14 protein-coding genes are annotated in these 14,804 nt (G+C 69.2%); 8 read left to right on the top strand and 6 right to left on the bottom strand.

Annotation, left to right across the window (positions count from 1 at the left end):
• The 7 genes from AWC19_RS30950 to AWC19_RS24855 form a co-directional block, all read left to right on the top strand.
• The coding region (locus tag AWC19_RS30950) for a hypothetical protein (protein ID WP_245849309.1) at positions 1–100 on the top strand (100 nt) is incomplete at its 5' end.
• 5 nt (positions 101–105) lie between these two features.
• Complete coding sequence (locus AWC19_RS30945) at positions 106–1,338, top strand: phosphoglycerate kinase (RefSeq protein ID WP_245849306.1); 1,233 nt, start codon at positions 106–108, stop codon at positions 1,336–1,338.
• Between the two features lie 18 nt (positions 1,339–1,356).
• Positions 1,357–2,142: a triose-phosphate isomerase gene (tpiA, locus tag AWC19_RS30940; RefSeq protein WP_085080760.1), complete on the top strand. Its 786-nt coding sequence runs from the start codon at positions 1,357–1,359 to the stop codon at positions 2,140–2,142.
• 30 nt (positions 2,143–2,172) lie between these two features.
• Positions 2,173–2,406: a preprotein translocase subunit SecG gene (secG, locus tag AWC19_RS24870; protein ID WP_085080759.1), complete on the top strand. Its 234-nt coding sequence runs from the start codon at positions 2,173–2,175 to the stop codon at positions 2,404–2,406.
• A 44-nt stretch (positions 2,407–2,450) separates the two neighbouring features.
• Positions 2,451–5,270 (top strand): phosphoenolpyruvate carboxylase, encoded by a 2,820-nt coding sequence (ppc, locus tag AWC19_RS24865; RefSeq protein WP_085080758.1) that lies wholly within the window; start codon positions 2,451–2,453, stop codon positions 5,268–5,270.
• A 58-nt stretch (positions 5,271–5,328) separates the two neighbouring features.
• Complete coding sequence (locus AWC19_RS24860) at positions 5,329–5,892, top strand: phospholipase D-like domain-containing protein (protein ID WP_085080757.1); 564 nt, start codon at positions 5,329–5,331, stop codon at positions 5,890–5,892.
• A 30-nt stretch (positions 5,893–5,922) separates the two neighbouring features.
• Positions 5,923–6,735, top strand: coding sequence for a DUF1206 domain-containing protein (locus AWC19_RS24855; protein ID WP_085080756.1), 813 nt, complete (start codon positions 5,923–5,925; stop codon positions 6,733–6,735).
• Positions 6,736–6,738: 3 nt separating this feature from the next.
• On the opposite strand, the gene AWC19_RS24850 is transcribed toward AWC19_RS24855, so the two are convergent.
• From AWC19_RS24850 to tkt, 6 genes are read right to left on the bottom strand one after another with little or no spacing between them, the layout of a single operon-like run.
• Positions 6,739–7,128: an ATPase gene (locus AWC19_RS24850; RefSeq protein WP_142281401.1), complete on the bottom strand. Its 390-nt coding sequence runs from the start codon at positions 7,126–7,128 to the stop codon at positions 6,739–6,741.
• A 15-nt stretch (positions 7,129–7,143) separates the two neighbouring features.
• Positions 7,144–7,887: a 6-phosphogluconolactonase gene (gene pgl, locus AWC19_RS24845; protein ID WP_085080754.1), complete on the bottom strand. Its 744-nt coding sequence runs from the start codon at positions 7,885–7,887 to the stop codon at positions 7,144–7,146.
• Positions 7,884–8,795, bottom strand: coding sequence for a glucose-6-phosphate dehydrogenase assembly protein OpcA (gene opcA, locus AWC19_RS24840; RefSeq protein WP_085080767.1), 912 nt, complete (start codon positions 8,793–8,795; stop codon positions 7,884–7,886). Before opcA ends, pgl begins: the two co-directional genes overlap by 4 nt.
• 28 nt (positions 8,796–8,823) lie before the next feature.
• Positions 8,824–10,389 (bottom strand): glucose-6-phosphate dehydrogenase, encoded by a 1,566-nt coding sequence (gene zwf / locus AWC19_RS24835; protein WP_085080753.1) that lies wholly within the window; start codon positions 10,387–10,389, stop codon positions 8,824–8,826.
• Positions 10,386–11,507, bottom strand: coding sequence for a transaldolase (gene tal / locus AWC19_RS24830; protein ID WP_085080752.1), 1,122 nt, complete (start codon positions 11,505–11,507; stop codon positions 10,386–10,388). Before tal ends, zwf begins: the two co-directional genes overlap by 4 nt.
• 15 nt (positions 11,508–11,522) lie before the next feature.
• Complete coding sequence (gene tkt, locus AWC19_RS24825; RefSeq protein ID WP_085080751.1) at positions 11,523–13,616, bottom strand: transketolase; 2,094 nt, start codon at positions 13,614–13,616, stop codon at positions 11,523–11,525.
• A 257-nt stretch (positions 13,617–13,873) separates the two neighbouring features.
• Here tkt and AWC19_RS24820 point away from each other — a divergent pair, with 257 nt between their 5' ends.
• The gene (locus tag AWC19_RS24820; protein WP_085080750.1) at positions 13,874–14,800 is read left to right on the top strand and encodes a heme o synthase; all 927 of its coding nucleotides are present in this window, start codon (positions 13,874–13,876) and stop codon (positions 14,798–14,800) included.
• The last annotated feature ends 4 nt before the right edge of the window (positions 14,801–14,804 follow it).

The raw sequence follows: 14,804 nt of genomic DNA, 5'->3' as shown, positions 1-14,804 counted from the left end.
GATCGACAACCAGGCCAAGGTGGTGTCCTGGTACGACAACGAATGGGGCTACTCCAACCGCCTCGTCGACCTCGTCGACCTGGTCGGCAAGTCCCTGTAACCGTCGTGACGTCCTCCCTGCCCAACCTGGACGGCCTTCTGGCCGAAGGAGTTTCGGGTCGCGGCGTGCTGGTGCGCTCGGACCTGAACGTGCCGCTCGATGACGGCGGCGAGATCACCGACCCCGGTCGCATCACCGCATCGGTCCCGACGCTCAAGGCGCTGCTGGACGCGGGCGCCAAGGTGGTCGTGGCCGCACACCTGGGCCGTCCCAAGAACGGAGCCGACCCCAAGCTGTCGCTGGCGCCCGTCGCCGCCGCGCTCGGCGAACGGCTGGGCCGGCACGTGCAATTGGCCGGAGACGTCGTGGGCAGCGACGCGCTCGCCCGCGCCGAGGGGCTGACCGAGGGCGACATCCTGCTGCTGGAAAACGTCCGCTTCGATCCCCGCGAAACCAGCAAGGACGACGGCGAGCGGCTGGCGCTGGCCGGGCAACTGGCCGAATTGGTCTCGCCGGGAGGCGCTTTCGTCTCCGACGGGTTCGGGGTGGTGCATCGCAAGCAGGCCTCCGTCTACGACGTCGCCACCCTGCTGCCGCACTACGCCGGCACCCTGGTGGCCAAGGAGATCGAGGTGCTGGAGAAGTTGACCAGCTCCACCACCCGGCCCTACGCGGTGGTGCTCGGCGGGTCGAAGGTGTCCGACAAGCTCGGCGTCATCGAATCGTTGGCGACCAAGGCCGACAGCATCGTGATCGGCGGCGGCATGTGCTTCACTTTCCTTGCCGCGCATGGGCTTTCGGTGGGCACCTCGCTGCTCGAGACCGAGATGATCGACACCTGCCGGCGGTTGTCCGAGACCTACGCCGACGTGCTTCGGCTCCCGGTCGACATCGTGGTGGCGGAGAAGTTCGCCGCCGATTCGCCGCCGGAAACCGTGGCCGCCGACCGGATCCCGGAAGGCAAGATGGGCCTGGACATCGGGCCGGAATCGGTCCGGCGGTTCGCGGCGCTGCTGTCCAACGCCGAGACCGTCTTCTGGAACGGGCCGATGGGCGTGTTCGAGTTCCCGGCCTTCGCCGCCGGCACGAAGGGCGTCGCCGAGGCGGTCGCCGCGGCCACCGGCAAGGGCGCCTTCACCGTGGTCGGCGGCGGCGACTCCGCGGCCGCGGTGCGCGCCCTCGGCATTGCCGAGGCGGACTTCTCGCACATCTCCACCGGCGGCGGCGCATCGCTGGAATACCTGGAAGGCAAGACGCTGCCCGGCATCGAGGTGCTCGGCCGGCCGCAACCAAGTTGAGCCAAGCGAAGGAGACCCGTGAGCCGCAAGCCGCTGATCGCCGGCAACTGGAAGATGAACCTCAATCACTTCGAGGCGATCGCCCTGGTGCAAAAGATCGCTTTCGCGCTGCCGGATAAGTACTACGACAAGGTCGACGTCACCGTCCTGCCGCCGTTCACCGACCTGCGCAGCGTGCAGACCCTGGTCGACGGCGACAAGCTGCGCCTCACCTACGGCGCCCAGGACCTGTCCCAGCACGACTCCGGCGCCTACACCGGCGACATCAGCGGGGCCTTTCTGGCCAAGCTCGGCTGCAGCTTCGTCGTGGTCGGGCACTCCGAGCGGCGCACCTATCACCACGAGGACGACGCGCTGGTGGCCGCCAAGGCCGCCGCCGCGCTCAAGCACGAGCTCACCCCGATCGTCTGCATCGGCGAGCACCTCGAGGTCCGGGAGGCCGGCGAGCATGTCGGCCACTGCGAGGAGCAGCTGCGCGGCTCGCTGGCCGGCCTGTCGGCCGAGCAGATCGGCCGCGTCGTCGTCGCGTACGAGCCCGTATGGGCGATCGGAACCGGACGGGTCGCCAGCGCGTCCGATGCTCAAGAGGTGTGCGCGTCCATCCGCAAGGAGCTTGGCTCGCTGGCCTCGGCGCAGGTCGCCGACACCGTCCGGGTGCTCTACGGCGGCTCGGTGAACGCCAAGAACATCGGCGACATCGTCGCCCAGGACGATATCGACGGGGCTCTGGTCGGCGGGGCGTCGCTGGACGGCGAGCAGTTCGCGACGCTGGCGGCCATCGCCGCCGGCGGGCCCCTGCCGTGACCGCGCGGCTGTCCCGGTAGGCTCTGCGTCATGGAATTGGCCCTGCAGATCACCCTGGTGGTGACCAGCATCCTCGTGGTGCTGCTGGTGCTGTTGCACCGCGCCAAGGGCGGCGGCCTGTCGACGCTGTTCGGCGGTGGCGTGCAATCGAGCCTGTCCGGGTCCACCGTGGTGGAAAAGAACCTGGACCGCCTGACGCTGTTCATCACCGGGATCTGGCTGGTCTGCATCATCGGCATGGCCCTGCTGATCAAGTACCGCTGACGCTCGACGGGCGCGCAGCTTGGCGCGCCTCGATACTGGAACCCATGGCTGGGCATTCCGACAGGGCTTTTGACAGCGCGCTCGAACCGATCGGCGCCGTCCAGCGCACCCGCGTCGGGCGCGAGGCCACCGAGCCCATGCGCGCCGACATCCGGCTGCTGGGCACCATCCTCGGCGACACCGTGCGCGAGCAGAACGGCGAGGAGGTGTTCGACCTCGTCGAGCGGGCGCGGGTGGAATCCTTCCGGGTGCGGCGCTCCGAGATCGACCGGGCCGACATGTCGCGGATGTTTTCCGGTCTCGACATCCGCCTGGCGCTGCCGGTCATCCGGGCGTTCAGTCATTTCGCCCTGCTGGCCAACGTGGCCGAGGACATCCACCGCGAGCGCCGGCGCGCGCTGCACGTCGCCGCGGGCGAGCCGCCGCAGGACAGCAGCCTGGCCGCCACCTACGCCAAACTCGATGCGGCGGACCTGAATTCGGCCGCGGTGGCCGACGCGCTGCGCGGCGCGGTGGTGTCCCCGGTCATCACCGCCCACCCGACCGAGACCCGCCGGCGCACCGTGTTCGTCACCCAACATCGCATCACCGAGCTGATGCGCCTGCGCGCCGCGGGGCACACCCACACCGACGCGGGCCGCGACATCGAGCGCGAGCTGCGCCGCCAGGTCCTGGCGCTGTGGCAGACCGCGCTGATCCGGCTCAACCGGCTGCAGATCACCGACGAAATCGACGTCGGCCTCAGGTACTACCCGGCCGCGCTGTTCACGGTGATCCCGCAGGTCAACGCCGAGGTGCGCGACGCGTTACGCGCCCGCTGGCCCGAGGCGGACCTGCTGGCCGCGCCGATCCTGCAGCCCGGCTCCTGGATCGGCGGCGACCGCGACGGCAACCCGAACGTCACCGCCGACGTCGTGCGGCGCGCCACCGGCAGCGCCGCCTTCACCGCGCTGGATCACTACCTGTCCGAGCTCACCGACCTCGAGCAGGAACTGTCGATGTCGGCGCGGCTGATCACCGTCACGCCCGAGGTGACCGCCCTGGCCGAGCGCAGCGACGAGGCGGCCCGCGCCGACGAGCCGTACCGGCGGGCGCTGCGGGTGATCCGGGGGCGTCTGACCGCCACGGCGGCTGAGATCCTGGACCGGCGGTCGCAGCACGAGCTCGACCTCGGCCTGCCCCGCTATTCGGCGCCGGCCGAGTTGCGCGCCGACCTGGACGCCATCGACGCCTCGCTGCGCACCCACGGCGCCGGCCTGTTGGCCGACGACCGCCTGGCCCGGCTGCGAGAAAGCGTGCACGTCTTCGGATTTCACCTGTGTGGGCTGGACATGCGGCAGAACTCCGACGTGCACGAGGAGGTCGTCGGCGAGCTGCTGGCCTGGGCCGGGGCGCACCCCGACTACGGCTCCCTCCCCGAAGACGAGCGGGTCGAACTGCTGGCCCGCGAGCTCGGCACCCGCCGCCCGCTGGTCGGCGACCGCGCCCAACTGTCCGAGCTGGCCCGTCGCGAGCTGGGCGTCGTCGCCGCGGCCGCCCGCGCCGTCGAGCTCTACGGCCCCGCGGCGGTGCCCAACTACGTCATCTCGATGTGCCAGTCGGTGTCGGACGTCCTGGAGGCCGCGATCCTGCTGAAGGAGGCCGGCCTGCTCGATGCCTCCGGACCCGAACCCTATTGCCCCCTGGGCATTTCGCCGCTGTTCGAGACCATCGACGACCTGCACAACGGGGCGTCGATCCTGCAGGCGATGCTGGACCTGCCGCTGTACCGATCCCTGGTGGACGCCCGGGGCGGCTGCCAGGAAGTCATGCTCGGCTACTCCGATTCCAACAAGGACGGCGGGTACCTCACCGCCAACTGGGCGGTCTACCGCGCCGAGCTCACCCTCGTCGAGGTGGCGCGCAAGACCGGTATCCGGTTGCGGCTCTTCCACGGCCGCGGCGGCACCGTCGGCCGCGGCGGCGGCCCGAGCTACCAGGCCATCCTGGCGCAGCCACCCGGAGCGGTGAACGGCTCGCTGCGCCTCACCGAGCAGGGCGAGGTGATCGCCGCCAAGTACGCCGAGCCCGAGCTGGCCCGGCGCAACCTGGAGAGCCTGGTGGCGGCGACGCTGGAGTCGACACTGCTCGACGTCGAGGGCCTAGGCGATGCGGCCGAGCCGGCCTACGCGGTGCTCGACGAGGTGGCGGCCCTGGCGCACCGCGCCTACGCCGAATTGGTCCACGAGACACCGGGTTTCGTCGACTACTTCAAGGCCTCCACGCCGGTCAGCGAGATCGGGTCGCTGAACATCGGCAGCCGGCCCACCTCACGCAAGCCCACCGAGTCCATCTCGGACCTGCGCGCCATCCCGTGGGTGCTGGCCTGGACCCAGTCGCGGGTGATGCTGCCCGGCTGGTACGGCACCGGCTCGGCGTTCGAGCAGTGGATCGCCGCGGGCCCCGAACCCGAATCCGAGCGGGTGGCGGTGTTGCACGACCTCTACGAGCGGTGGCCGTTCTTTCGCAGCGTGCTGTCCAACATGGCCCAGGTGCTGGCCAAGAGCGACCTGGGCCTGGCCGCCCGCTACGCCGAGCTGGTCGCCGACGAATCGTTGCGGCGCAGGGTATTCGACAAGATCGTCGACGAGCACCGCCGCACCATCGCCATGCACAAGCTGATCACCGGCCACGACGACCTGCTCGCCGACAACCCCGCCCTGGCGCGGTCGGTGTTCAACCGCTTCCCGTACCTGGAGCCGCTGAACCACCTGCAGGTGGAGTTGCTGCGCCGCTACCGCTCCGGCGACGACGACGAGCTGGTGCAGCGCGGCATCCTGCTGACCATGAACGGGCTGGCGAGCGCGTTACGCAATAGCGGTTAACGGCCGATGATGAGATGATTCTGCCCGGCCGCAGCGGTACCCACCCCCAGGAGCAACCATGGCTCTCGCCTCGCTCTCCGAGCTGGACCAATACAAGGCCGCACCGTTCCCGCCCGGCTATCCCGACGGCACGCGGACTTTCTACAGCCCGGTCGACCGTGTGCACGAAGCCCTGCAGGCGTTGTTGACGTCGGCCAACAAAAGCATCGTGGTGGCCATGTACGGCTACGACGACAGCCAGCTGAACACGATCCTCCAGTCGAAGCTGCACGACGAAAACGTCTACGTGCAAATGACTCTCGATTCCACGCAGGCCGCCGGGAAGGCGGAGCGGGAACTGTTGGCCGCGTGGCTGAACGACAAGACGGGCAACAGCATCGCAATCGGCCACAGCGAGAAGTCGGCCATCATGCACCTGAAGATGGTCATCATCGACGGCGTCGACGTCGTCACCGGCTCGACCAACTGGTCCCAGGGCGGCGAGACCAGGCAGGACAACCAGATGACCGTGATCCGCGACCCCTGCGTGTGCGCCGAGGCCCGCTCCAGGCTCGACATCATCCACGACGACATGCTCAAGCAGATGGCCGCGCGCGCCGCGAAGGAAAAGCAGGCGCGTTAGGCGACCGCGGTTAACGGGCATCCGGAGGCCATGTCGCACGCCACGTCATCCGACAACACACGGCTGGCCCAAAACAGCGTCTTCGAACGACTGGCCCGCGCCGGCTATGTCGTCAACGGGCTGGTGCATTTGATCGTCGGCTACCTGGCCATCCGGATCGCCTGCGGCGACGGCGCCACCGCCGACCAGACCGGGGCGCTGGCGGCGCTGGCAAGCAAACCGGGTGGCCGCCTCGTCCTGTGGGCCGTCGCGGGGGCCCTTCTGACGCTTGGCCTCTGGCGGCTCGTCGAGACGGCCCTCGGGCGGTCGAGCGACCGCGAGTCGGGTCGCCGCGAGCCCGAGGGGGCGTGGGATCGGGCGAAGGCCTTCGGGCTGGCGGTGGTCTACCTCGCGTTCGCGTACTCGGCGTTCGGGTTCGCCCGCGGCGCGGGCAGGGCGGCCGATCGACAGAATTCCGGCATCAGCGCGCGCCTGATGCAGACGGCCCCGGGCACCCTCGCCCTCGTCGCGTGCGGGCTGGTCATCGTCGGGGTGGGCATCTACCACATCTACAAGGGGGCCAGCCGCAACTTCGTGGGCGACCTCAAGGGCAAGACCGGGCACCTGGTGCGACGGCTGGGCGCGGCGGGCTACGTCGCCAAGGGCGCGGTCATCGCCGGGACCGGCGCGCTGGTCGTCGTCGCCGCCTGCCGCTCCGAACCGAAGAAGGCCACCGGACTCGACGGGGCGCTCAAGACGCTCGGTGCCCAGCCCTACGGGCGGGCGATGCTGATCGCGGCCGGCGTGGGGATCATCCTCTACGGCCTGTACAGCTTCGTCATGGCCCGGTCGAACAAGATGTGACCCTCAACGGTTGCGCAGCCGGTCGATGACGCCGCGCACCGCGTTCTCGGTGACCGCCAGCGGCGAGATCATCGTCTCGCCGACCTTCACCATGTCGTCGATGCGCGCGACGATGGCCTCCACCGGCTCGACCAGCACGATGAGCCGCTTGGCCAGCTCGTCCAGGCTGGCCAGGGTGCCGTCCAGGTGATCCAGCCCGGTCTCCATGCGTTCGACCGTGGCGTTGAGGCGAGACAGCGAGCTGTTCAGCTCGCTCATCGTGCTGCTCAGGCCGTCGAGCACGTCCTCGACCTGCTCGACGGTCTTGTCGGCGTTCAGGGCGGCCTGGGTGAGGGTCTTGATGCGGTTGCGCTCGCCCCCGCCGCGCACGGTTCTGTCTGCCATGACGGCAATTATGCGCCGAGGGGGTCAGCGGGGGAGCCTGGCCGCGGCCTCCTCGTCGAGGAACCAGCGCGTGGCCTCGCGCCCGATGGCACCGGCGGCCGGCACCGACGCCGGGGTGGCGCCGCCGATGGCGGCCGCGGCCGCGTCAGCCTTGCCGGCCCCGGACACCATCAGCCACACCTCCCGCGAACGCTGAACCGCGGGCAGCGTCAACGTGATTCGCTGCGGCGGCGGCTTGGGAGAGTCTTCGACGGACACCACCATGCGGGTCATCTCGTGCACCGCGGGCGTGTCCGGGAACAGCGAATTGATGTGGCCCTCGGGGCCCATCCCGAGCAGGTGCACGTCGAAATTCGGCACCGGCTCGCCCGGTGCGGCGTTGGCCGCCAGCAGTTGTTCGTACGACAGCGCCGCGGCGGCGATGTCGTTGCCGAACTCGCCGTCGCTGGCCGGCATCGCGTGCACGTGACTCGACGGGATGTCGACGTGATCGAGCAGCGCCTCGCGCGCCTGCTTCTCGTTGCGCTCGTCGTCGTCCTCGGGCACGTAGCGTTCGTCGCCCCAGAACAGGTGCACCTTCGACCAGTCGATGCGCTCGGCCTGGGTGCCGAGATACTTCAGCAATCCGATGCCATTGCTGCCGCCGGTCAGCGCGATCAGTGCCCGGCCCCGGGCCGCCGCGGCGGCCTCGATGGCATCGACCAGCCGTGTGCCCGCGGCCCGCACCAACGCGTCGCCGTCGGGAAAAACTTCGACAATGGCAGTCACACGTATTGCACCTTCTTAATACCTTCGAGCGCTTGCTGATAGATCTCGTCCGCGTCCAGCCGTCGCAGATCCTCGGCGAGGCATTCACCGGTTTCCCTGCGCGCCAACGGAACCAAGGCTTCCGGTTTGGCGGTGCGGCTCAGCGTTGCCGTCCGGCCCGTTTGCGGCCGGCTCAAGGTGATGGTCTCGCTCGGGCGGGTCAATTCGACCTTGAGCTCGCCGACCGCCCGGCGCACCGGGCCGTCGATCCGGCTGGCCAGCCACCCCGCCAGGATGTCGAGGGCGGGCTCGTCCCGCAGGCCGGACACCAACGCCCCCTGGATCGGTTCGTGCGGCGGCTGGTCGACCGCGGAGGTCAGCAGCGCCCGCCAGTAGGTGATGCGCGCCCAGCACAGGTCGGTGTCGCCGGCGGTGTAGCCGGCCAGCCGGCTCCGGATCGCCGACAACGGGTCGACGCCGTTGGTGGCGTCGGTGATGCGCCGAATCGCCAACTTGCCCAACGGGTCTTGGGCCGGCACCTCCGGGGCGATGTCGGGCCACCACGCCACCACCGGAATGTCGGGGAGCAGAAACGGGATGACCACGCTGGCGGCGTGGCCCGCGAGCGCCCCCGACAGCTTCAGGATCACCACCTCGCTGGCGCCGGTGTCGCCGCCGGCGCGCAGCTGCGCGTCCAGGCGCGGTGTGTCGGCGTACGGGTCGCCGCGCATGGTGACGATGATCCGGCTGGGGTGTTCGTGGCTGGCGTCGTTGGCGGCCGCCAGCGAATCCTCGAGCACCTCTTCGCTATCCGGCGCGATGAGCAGCGTCAGCACCCGTCCCATCGTGACCGCGCCGACCTTCTCGCGCAGCCCGCTGAGTTTCTTGTTGACCGCTGTGGTGGTCGTCTCGTCGAGGTCGACAATCATCGGCGCCACCATCCCCGCCCGGCGGCAATCACGGCCGCCGCCATTCCCGCCCGGTGCGGCGCAGCATCTCGAAGGCGGACTCCGGACCCCAGGTGCCCGCCTCGTACGGGTCGGGCTTGCCGTGCGACGCCCAGTTGTCGAGGACGGGATCGAGGATCTCCCAGGCCAATTCGACCTCCTCGTTGACCGGGAACAGCGACGGCTCCCCGAGCAGCACGTCGAGGATCAGCTGTTCGTAGGCCTCCGGGGATTCCTCGGCGAACGCCGATCCGTAGGAGAAGTCCATGTTGACGTCGCGGACCTCCATCGCGGTGCCGGGCACCTTCGAGCCGAACCGCAGCGTGGTGCCCTCGTCGGGCTGGACCCGGATCACCATCGCGTTGGCGCCCAGCTCGTCGGTCATGGTGGCGTCGAAGGGCAGGTGCGGGGCGCGCTTGAAAACCAGGGCGATCTCGGTCACCCTGCGGCCCAACCGTTTTCCCGTCCGCAGGTAGAACGGCACACCGGCCCAACGGCGGGTGTCGATCTCCAGAGTGATGGCGGCGAACGTCTCGGTGGTGGAGTCCTTGGCGAACCCCTCCTCGTCGAGCAGCCCGACGACCTTCTCGCCGCCCTGCCAGCCGCCGGTGTATTGGCCGCGGCTGGTGGTCTCGTCGAGCGGTTGGGCCAGCTGCGTGGCCGACAGCACCTTGATCTTCTCGGTCTGCAGCGCCGCCGGGTGGAAGCTGACCGGCTCCTCCATCGCGGTCAGGGCCAACAGCTGCATGAGGTGGTTCTGGATGACGTCGCGGGCGGCGCCGATGCCGTCGTAGTAACCGGCGCGCCCGCCCAACCCGATGTCCTCGGCCATGGTGATCTGGACATGGTCGACGTAGTGGGAGTTCCAGATCGGGTCGAACAGCTGGTTGGCGAACCGCAGGGCCAGGATGTTGCGCACCGTCTCCTTGCCCAGGTAGTGGTCGATGCGGAACACCGCCTCCTCGGGGAAGACGGCGTTGACGGTCTTGTTCAGGTCGCGGGCGCTTTGCAGGTCGTGGCCGAAGGGCTTTTCGATCACCACCCGGCTCCACCGGTCGCCCTGCGGGCGGGCCAATCCGGACTCGTGCAGCCGCTCGCACACCACCGGGAAGGCGTTCGGCGGGATCGCCAGGTAGAAGGCGTGGTTGCCGCCGGTGCCGCGCTCGGCGTCGAGCTTGTCCAGCGTCTCGGCCAGCCGGGAGAATGCCTCGTCGTCGTCGAAAGACCCTGGCACGAAACGGAATCCCTCGGCCAGCCGGTCCCAGTTCTCCTGACGGAACGGCGTGCGGCAGTGCTCCTTGACCGCCTGGTAGACCACCTTGCCGAAGTCCTGGGTGGTCCAGTCCCGGCGGGCGAACCCCACCAGGGAGAAGGTGGCCGGCAACAACCCGCGGTTGGCCAGGTCGTAGATCGCCGGTATCACCTTCTTGCGGGCCAGGTCGCCGGTGACGCCGAAGATCACCATGCCGCACGGACCGGCGATCCTCGGCAGCCGTTTATCCCTCTTGTCCCGCAAGGGGTTCTGCCATTGCGCGGCCTGGCCGCGCGCGCCGGCCTTGGAGTTCGCCGGGCTCATTTGCCGTTGGAATCCAGTTGCTTCCGTGTCTCCTCGAGCAGCTCGGTCCAGGATTCCACGAACTTCTCCACGCCCTCTTTCTCCAGCACCACGAAGACGTCGGTCAGGTCGACGCCGACGCCGTCGAGCTTGTCGAACACCTCCTGGGCGGCCGCCGCGGTGCCGCTGACGGTGTCGCCCTTGATGTCCCCGTGGTCGGCGACCGCCTCGATCGTCTTCTCCGGCATGGTGTTCACCGTGTTGGGTGCGACCAGCTCGGTGACGTAGAGGGTGTCGGGGTAGTCGGGGTTCTTCACCCCCGTCGAGGCCCACAGCGGGCGCTGCACCCGGGCCCCGTCCGACCTGAGCGACGCGAAGCGGTCACCGCCCTCGAACACCTCCTGGTAGGCGGCGTAGGCCAGCCGGGCGTTGGCGACGCCGGCCTTGCCGCGCAGCGCCTTCGCCTCCTCCGAGCCGATCTTCTCCAGCCGCTTGTCGATTTCGGTGTCCACCCGGGACACGAAAAACGATGCGACCGAATGGATCTTGGACAGGTCGTGGCCGGCTTCGCGGGCCTTCTCCAGCCCGGCCAGGTAGGCGTCCATCACCTGGCGGTGGCGCTCCACCGAGAAGATCAGCGTGACGTTGACCGAAATCCCTTCCGCCAGACTGGCGGTGATCGCGGGGATGCCGGCCTTGGTCGCCGGGATCTTGATGAACAGGTTCGGCCGGTCGACGATCTTCCACAGCTCGACGGCCTGCGCGGTGGTCTTGTCGGTGTCGTCGGCCAGCCGCGGGTCCACCTCGATCGAGACCCGGCCGTCCACGCCGTCGGAGGCCTCCCATTGCGGCCGCAACACGTCGCAGGCGGCGCGGACGTCGTCGGTGGTGACGGTGCGGATCGTGGCGTCGACGTCGGCGCCGCGGTCGGCCAGCTCGGCGATCTGGTCGTTGTAGGTGTCGCTGTCGGCGAGCGCCTTCTGGAAGATCGATGGGTTGGTCGTGACGCCGACGACGCTTCTGGTGTCGATCAGCTCCTGCAGATTGCCCGACCGCAGCCGCTGCCGCGACAGATCGTCCAGCCAAACGGATACGCCCGCGGCGCTCAGCGCCGCAAGGTTAGGGTTCTGACTGGCCATGTGAATCACCCTTTCTCAGTTGTCCACTACCTGTTGCGCGGCGGCGGCGACGGCTTCGGCGGTAAAGCCGAACTCACGGAACAACGTCTTGTAGTCGGCGGATTCGCCGTAGTGCTCGATCGACACGATCCTGCCCGTGTCGCCGACCAGCTTATGCCAGCATTGCGCCACGCCGGCCTCGACGGCCACCCGCGCCGACACGTCGGGGGGGAGCACGCTGTCGCGGTAGTCCTGCGGCTGGGACTCGAACCATTCGAGGCAGGGCATCGACACCACGTAGGCGTTGATGTCTTTGTCCGCCAACAGTTTTGCCGCCTCGACCGCGAGCTGGACCTCCGAGCCGGTGGCGATGATGATGACGTCGGCGTCGTCGGCCGGCTGGCCGCCGCCCAGCACGTAGCCGCCGCGGGCGACCCCGTCGGCGCTGGTGCCCTCCAGCACCGGCACGCCCTGGCGCGTCAGGCACAGCCCGACCGGGCCGCTCCCGTTGCCCCGCGCCAGGATGCTGCGCCAGGCGTAGGCCGTCTCGTTGGCGTCGGCCGGGCGCACCACCGACAGGTTGGGGATGGCGCGCAGCGCCGACAGGTGCTCGATCGGTTGGTGGGTCGGGCCGTCCTCGCCCAGCCCGATCGAGTCGTGCGTCCACACGTAGATGGTGTCGATGTCCATCAGCGCGGCCAGCCGCACCGACGGGCGCATGTAGTCGGAGAACTGCAGGAAGGTGCCGCCGTACGCCCGGGTCGGACCGTGCAGCACGATGCCGGACAGGATGGCGCCCATCGCGTGCTCGCGGACCCCGAAATGCAGGGTGCGCCCGTACCAGTGCGCGGTGTAGTCCTTGGTCGAAATCGACGGAGGCCCAAAGGAATCCGCGCCCTTGATGGTGGTGTTGTTGCTGCCCGCCAGGTCGGCCGAGCCGCCCCACAGTTCCGGCAGCTTGGGCCCCAGCGCGTTGAGCGCCTCGTTGGATGCCTTGCGGGTGGCGACCGCCTCGGATCCGGGCTCCCAGTGCGGCAGGTCGGCGTCCCAGCCCTCGGGCAGTTCCTCGGCGGTCAACCGGTCCAGCAGCGCCTTGCGTTCGGGCTCCCGCTCGGCCCACGCGTCGAAGTCTTGCTGCCACTTCTCGTGCGCTACCTTGCCCCGCTCGACCAGCTTGCGGGTGTGGGCGATGACCTCGTCGCGCACCTCGAAGGTCTTGTCCGGGTCGAAGCCCAGGATTTTCTTGACCTCCGCGACCTCCTCGTCGCCGAGGGCCGCGCCGTGCGCCTTGCCGGTGTTCATCAGGTTGGGCGCCGGGTAGCCGATGATGGTGCGCAGCGAGATGAACGACGGCCGGTCGGTGACGGCCTTGGCCTTGGCGATGGCCTCCTCGATGGCGACGACGTTCTCGCCGCCCTCGACCTCCTGGACGTGCCAGCCGTAGGCGCGGTAGCGGGCGGCGGTGTCCTCGCACAGCGCGATGTTGGTGTCGTCCTCGATCGAGATCTGGTTGTGGTCGTAGAACACGATCAGGTTGCCCAGCTGCTGGACGCCGGCCAGCGACGACGCCTCCGACGTCACGCCCTCTTCGATGTCGCCGTCGGAGGCGATCACGTAGATGTGGTGGTCGAACGGGCTGGTTCCCGGCTCGGCGTCGGGGTCGAACAGCCCGCGCTCGTAGCGCGACGCCATCGCCATCCCGACCGCCGAGGCCAGGCCCTGCCCGAGGGGGCCGGTGGTGATCTCGACGCCCTTGGTGTGCCGGAACTCCGGGTGCCCGGGCGTCTTGGACCCCCAGGTGCGCAGCGACTGGATGTCGGACAGCTCCAACCCGAACCCGCCCAGGTACAGCTGGATGTATAGCGTCAGGCTGCTGTGGCCGGCCGAGAGCACGAACCGGTCGCGACCCAGCCAATGGGGGTCGCTGGGGTCGTGGCGCATCGTCCGCTGGAACAGGGTGTACGCCAGGGGGGCCAGGCTCATCGCCGTTCCGGGATGGCCATTGCCGACCTTCTGGACCGCGTCGGCGGCCAGCACCCGGACCGTGTCGACCGCAGCCGAATCGATCTCGGTCCAGTCGTCGGGAAGGTGGGGTTGGGTCAGCGTGGAGATCTCTTCGAGTGTGGTCACAGCCTCTGTCCTTGGGTCATCAAGCTGATACTGCTCAACCCTAATGCGGGAGGGCCGGCTCTTGCAGTGCAGAGTCTCGGGGTACCCAACGCCGGCCGTTGTGAAAATTACGCGCCGGCCGTTCGCGCGCTGCATCAGTCCTGCGATCCGGCCGAAATCACGCGGAATCGACCCTGGGGGCTCGCCACCGCCAGCGGGCGGTCTACCATCGTGCGTAGTAGATGCTGCGCGCTGCTGCGACCCCGAGGAGTTATTGCGTGAGCGTTCGCGGGCGCGCCGCGCCGAGCGGAGTACCGAGCCGGGTACACACCACGGTGCTCGCGTACTTCGCGCTGACCAAGCCGCGGGTGATCGAGCTGCTGCTGGTCACCGCGATCCCCGCCATGCTGCTGGCCCACCGCGGCACGGTGAACCCGCTGTTGATCCTCGATACGCTGATCGGCGGGATGCTCGCCGCCGGCGGCGCCAACACGCTGAACTGCGTGGCCGACGCCGACATCGACAAGGTGATGAAGCGCACGGCGCGCCGGCCGCTGGCGCGCGCCGCGGTGCCGATGCGAAACGCCCTGGTGTTGGGGCTGGTGCTGACCGTGGGGTCGTTCTTCTGGCTGTGGTGGACGACGAACCTGTTGTCGGGGTTGCTGGCCATCGCCACGGTCGCGTTCTACGTGTTCGTCTACACGCTGGTGCTCAAGCGCCGCACGTCGCAAAACGTGGTGTGGGGCGGCGCGGCCGGGTGCATGCCGGTGATGATCGGCTGGTCGGCGGTCACCGACACCATCGGCTGGCCGGCGCTGGTGATGTTCGCGATCATCTTCTTCTGGACGCCGCCGCACACCTGGGCCCTGGCGATGCGCTACAAGGACGACTACCGGGCGGCCGGGGTCCCGATGCTGCCCGCCGTGGCCACCGAGCGTCAGGTCACCGAGCAAATCCTGATCTACACCTGGCTGACCGTGCTGGCGACGCTGGCGCTGGCGCTGGCCACCGGCTGGCTGTACGCGGCGGTGGCGTTGCTGGCCGGCGTGTGGTTCCTGGCGATGGCGCACCAGCTCTACGCCGGCGTGCGCGCCGGCGAGCCGGTCAAGCCGCTGCGGCTGTTTTTGCAGTCGAACAACTACCTGGCGGTGGTGTTCTGCGCGCTGGCGATCGACTCCGTGGTCGCGCTGCCGACGCCGTTCTAGGCGA

The organism is Mycobacterium palustre, assembly GCF_002101785.1.
In the GTDB taxonomy this organism is placed as follows: Bacteria; Actinomycetota; Actinomycetes; order Mycobacteriales; family Mycobacteriaceae; genus Mycobacterium; species Mycobacterium palustre.
Note: the sequence above shows the minus strand (reverse complement) of the source record. Positions and strands in the feature narration are given on the sequence as shown.